The 4,952-nt window shown below is 30.3% G+C and carries 5 protein-coding genes and 1 pseudogene (1 of these 6 running past the window's edge); 5 read left to right on the forward strand and 1 reads right to left on the reverse strand.

Translation table 11 applies throughout. The annotated features are described in order from the left end of the window. Nucleotides 1-73 precede the first annotated feature (73 nt). From A2255_05180 to A2255_05200, 5 genes are all read left to right on the forward strand, one after another. On the forward strand, nt 74-268 hold the full coding sequence (locus tag A2255_05180; GenBank protein OGI23614.1) for a hypothetical protein: 195 nt from the start codon (nt 74-76) through the stop codon (nt 266-268). Between the two features lie 125 nt (nt 269-393). After that, nucleotides 394-1,443 (forward strand): hypothetical protein, encoded by a 1,050-nt coding sequence (locus A2255_05185; protein ID OGI23615.1) that lies wholly within the window; start codon nt 394-396, stop codon nt 1,441-1,443. A gap of 130 nt (nt 1,444-1,573) precedes the next feature. After that, nucleotides 1,574-2,467, forward strand: a complete 894-nt coding sequence (locus A2255_05190) for an N-acetylneuraminate synthase (protein OGI23616.1) — start codon at nt 1,574-1,576, stop codon at nt 2,465-2,467. Further along, entirely contained in the window at nt 2,451-2,939 is a 489-nt protein-coding gene (locus tag A2255_05195) for a hypothetical protein (protein ID OGI23617.1), read from the forward strand. Before A2255_05190 ends, A2255_05195 begins: the two co-directional genes overlap by 17 nt. Before the next feature lie 13 nt (nt 2,940-2,952). Continuing rightward, on the forward strand, nt 2,953-4,836 hold the full coding sequence (locus A2255_05200) for a hypothetical protein (protein OGI23618.1): 1,884 nt from the start codon (nt 2,953-2,955) through the stop codon (nt 4,834-4,836). Nucleotides 4,837-4,947: 111 nt separating this feature from the next. Here the strand turns inward: A2255_05200 and A2255_05205 are convergent. Beyond that, a pseudogene (locus A2255_05205) lies at nt 4,948-4,952 on the reverse strand (hypothetical protein) (it continues 496 nt past the right edge of the window).

The raw sequence follows: 4,952 nt of genomic DNA on the forward strand, positions 1-4,952 counted from the left end.
AGCTGCAAGTGCTGCTGAGGCAGTAGAAGAATATAAAAAACATTCTCCTGATTTAGTAATAATGGATATTGTTATGCCTCAGGAAGATGGCATTAGTGCTTTAAAAAAAATAATCAGTATCAATCCATCGGCAAATGTTATTATGTGTTCTGCTATGGGGCAGCAGGCCACTGTTATTGAATCAATCCAATCTGGAGCAAAAGATTTTATTGTAAAACCATTTACACCGTATAGAGTAATTGACGCTGTAAAGAAAATTATTGGATAACTTTATAGTTTTTAATTGCTGGTATTTGTAAATTTTTTATTACTAAAAGCTTTATTAGGGTATAATATATCAATAAATTAAAATTTATAAATCAAACTAAGTTTTTTTGGGCGGAGATTGATAAGTTGCAGTTAAAAAGAAAATATAATTTAATGCTGTTTTTTTGTATGTTAATAATGCAGTTACTGCCTTTTGTTTTACCCAGTTATGCAAATACCCCTGAAAAATCTCAATTAAACAGTATGACGCTTGCTGGTTTTAAAATTCATACAACTGTTATAAAACCTGATAAGCAAGGTATTAACGAATTAAACACTAATTCTGCCTCAACTATACCGTCTAATATTGAAAATAGAAAGGTCGTATCAAAAACAAGAATTGATAATAAATCTAATAATGTTATTGATACAAAAAAAACAGATAAAATAGTTTTACAGGAATCAAAAAAACAAAATAATATTACGAGCAATAAATTAGCATTAAGGCCTAAATATGATAAGCCAAATAGTTCTACAGTAATTAGAAATACATCTACTGCACCAATTCATACTTTAGCAGCTCATAAAGATGTTAAGGCAACTATGTCAACTACTAATAACGATAATAAACAGAGTTCAAATAATTTCTTGCAAGAAAATAAAAATTCTTTGCTTAGTGAAAATAATCTGCAAAATGAGAACTTGCCAGCTAATTACGAAAAAGAAAAATTAAATATTTCTGATTATGATGCACCTCTCTCAAATAAAGTTAAGGATGTGGATTCGATTAAAGAGCCAGATTTTATGTCGCTAGTCTCTTCTTTGTTTATTGTGATTATATTGGTGCTTATATTTGGTTGGCTTTATACTAAGTTACGAGGGGTTGACCCTGCTGCTTTATTATCTGGAAAACTCAGTTCAGGTTTAAATAATAAATTTAGTCTGTTATCAAGTACTACTTTAGGCCAGGGAAAGAGTATTCATTTAGTTGAAATAAAGGGTAAACAATTAGTAATTGGTAGTACAAATAATAATATTAATCTATTAACAGAACTTAATGATCAAATTGAGAGTGAACAACCAGTTATACAAGAAGAAAATGATTCAAAATTTCAGGATACTGAAGGATTTAATTCATCCCATTTTCCTGATATTTATAAAGAATACTTGGAAAACAGGAAAAATACTGATGATTAGAATTTAAGACCATTTTGTTGTTGGTATAACACTTATAAATTACATTATTTATACCAAGAAATATATAAAAAGGATATGTTAATATTAGAAAACATCAATAGTTAGTTGGAACATAAGGTGGGTTAAAGGTATGGGTAAAAAAGTTAAAATAGGAAGCAAATTGGTTGGGGATGGTGAACCTTGTTTTGTTATTGCGGAAATAGGCATTAATCATAATGGATCGGTTGAAATTGCTAAAAAATTAATTGATATATCTGTATCAAGTGGTTGTGATGCGGTTAAATTCCAAAAACGTACAGTTGATGTTGTTTATACTCAAGAAGAGCTTGCGATGCCTCGCCCTAATCCTTTTGGTGACACTAACGGAGATTTAAAAAGAGGTCTTGAATTTACTTATGAAGATTATCTCGAAATAGATGATTATTGCAGATTTAAAGGGATAATGTGGTTTGCATCCTGTTGGGATGAGGGAGCTATAGACTTTATTGATATGTTTGATCCTCCTTGTTATAAAATTGCTTCTGCTTCTTTAACAGATGATAATTTATTGCGTTATACAAGATCAAAAGGTAAACCAATTTTACTTTCTACAGGAATGAGTACTCAAGAAGAGATTGATCATGCAATTGAAGTGCTTGGAAAGAATGATCTCATCCTTTATCATTGTACTTCTACTTATCCAACAGATTCAGATGAGATTAATCTATCTGTAATTACTGATTATAGGAAAAATTATGATTTCTCAATTGGCTTTAGTGGCCATGAAAGAGGAATAACTCCTTCAATAATCGCTGTAGCGCTAGGAGCAGTGAGTATTGAAAGGCATGTAACTCTTGATAGAACTATGTGGGGAAGCGATCAAGCTGCAAGTCTTGAGCCTGAAGGTTTATTTAGATTAGTGAGAGACATTCGTCAAGTGCCTGCATTAATGGGTGACGGATGTAAAGTGGTTTATGATAGTGAAAAACCAATAATTAAGAAATTGAGGAGAGTGAATAATTCATTAAATGTTATCAAGATTTAATAATGATATAAAAATAATTGCAACCGATTTTGATGGTGTAATAACAGACGGATTTGTCTATTATTCAACAGAGTCTTTTGAGGAACTTAAAAGAGTTAGTTTTAAAGATATAATGGGTATGTCTTTGGCTGTCAAAAATGGTTATAAAGTTGCAATTATTTCAGGTGAGAAAAATAAGATAATAGACAGAATAGCCGATAAATTTAATCTTGATGATGTTCATCAAGGAATTAGAGATAAATTGGCTGTTTTGTTATCTATTTCCGAAAAATATTCTGTCCCTCTTTCTAGTATTTGTTATTTTGGAGATGATATCAATGATATATCTGTATTAGAAAAAGTAGGTTTACCTATAACTGTTCCTGATGCTAATTGTAAAGTAAAAAAAATAAACAATATTTATATAACAACAGCACAAGCTGGAAATGGAGCTTTTAGAGAAGTGGTGGATTTAATATTAGATAGAAAATAGAGGTTATTGAATTATGTTTCAAAAGAATTTGGAAGTATTGAAGGTAAAAAATCCTGTCTTGGCATCTAAGTTAGAGAAAATAGATATAGCAAATATAAAAAATATTGATGTTGTAAATGCTGAAAGCAAGGATTTAATTATAAATTACAATAAAGTTAATCTTCATAGTTCCTTAGATCCCATCAGAGAAGCCAAGACAGTCTGGCACAGAACTATTAAGACTGATTTAAAGGTAAATGACATACAAATAGTTTTTGGTCTTGGATTAGGTTATTTGTTTAAGAGGGCTTTTGTGAGCTCTGATTCTAAGATATTTCTGATTGAACCTTTTATAGAAGTATTAAGATTTGTGCTTGAGTATGTTGATTTTTCAGTAGAATTTTCTGAGAATCGGGTGTTTATAACTGATAATATTGAAGATTTAAACCAGAAGCTGCAAGCAGAATTTTTATCTGGAGATAAAGTAGAATTTTTATTCTTAAATTCCTTTGCTGCCTTAGCTCAAGATCAGTTAATTAAATTAACCCAAACCGCACTTGAAATTTGTGAATCCAAGTCTGCCGATCAGAACACCATTTTCAACCAGTGTAAATCCTGGGTTAAAAACAGTATTTTAAACTTGCAATATTATTCAGAATCCAGACCATTAGGATTTTTTGAAGGAGTATTTTCTAATAAGACAGCATTAATTATTTCAGCCGGGCCCTCATTAGTTAATCAGGTACAAAAGATTAAAGAAAATAGAGATAAATTTATAATTATTGCTGTTGCTCCAATATTAAAGTATTTGATTCAAGAAGGAATTATTCCTGATTTTGCAACATTTACAGATGCGAGTAATCTTTCTTTCCATATTGAAGGAATAGAAGAGCATTTATCTAAAATTAACCTTGTAATTAATTCAAGAGCAGAAAATTGTATTATTCAGAAAGATTTTAAGTCAAAGATAATATACCTATCTGAAACAGATCTTGCTGCTCAGTGGTTTAGAGATCATACAAGTGCTGATGTAGGCTTGTATAAATCAGGTGGCAGTGTCTCTATTTTAAGTTATTACCTGGCTAAAGCATTTGGCTGTAATGTCATTACTTTTGCTGGACTTGATCTTGCAATGGTAAATAACAAAATTTATGCTGATGGACAGGATTTACAATGTAATGAAGCCGGAGATTATGTTATTCCTGGTAAAGTGATTAAGAAATTAATGCATGTAAAAGGTTATAATGGTCAAATGTTACCAACCAGGGATGATTATGCATTATTTATAAGACATTTTGAGGAGATATTCAGGCAAGAACATAATCCTGCAAGAATTATTAACACTTCAACTTCAGGGGCTTTGATTAATGGCATGGAATATATGGAATTTGATGATTTCATAAATATTATTGGGTCTCCAAGCTTTACTATTAGTCAGGAATTATCTGAAGTAATAGAAAAAACGCAGGATAAATGGGCACAATTAAATGATTCTATTTATCCTGAACTAAAAAATGAATATAAAAAGATTCAGGAAATTGATAAGCTTGCAAAACCAGTTATATCTGAATTAAGAGAAGTTTGTGTTTTGTTTGAAGATCAGGAAATTAATTTTGACATTATTGAAGCAAAAATTAGTCCTATAAAAGATTCCATGGCTCAAGTCAGAAATGATGTTGTAAAAAATGTATTTTTATCCATATATTTGCAGAATGAAATATGGAAATACACTAGACAATATAATACTAGCGTTTTACCTAATTTAGATGATGTTAAAGCTAATATGAAGCTTGAATTAGAATTCTTTACTTCGGTTAATTTGGCTATCGATAATATAATACAGTCAATGGAAACTGCTTTTCTAATTTTAGATAAAAAAATTCCGACTGTAAAAAATAGGGTAATATCCATTACCTAAATTAGGTTAACGCCTAAAGCCTTTGAAGCAAAGAATGAGGTATTATTGGAATAATTAATGACTTATAAATGTGGCTAAGCCACTGAAGCAGTAGGACTTAGTTTAAAGTTATCAGT

Source organism: Candidatus Melainabacteria bacterium RIFOXYA2_FULL_32_9, assembly GCA_001784615.1.
GTDB lineage: Bacteria > Cyanobacteriota > Vampirovibrionia > Gastranaerophilales > UBA9579 > UBA9579.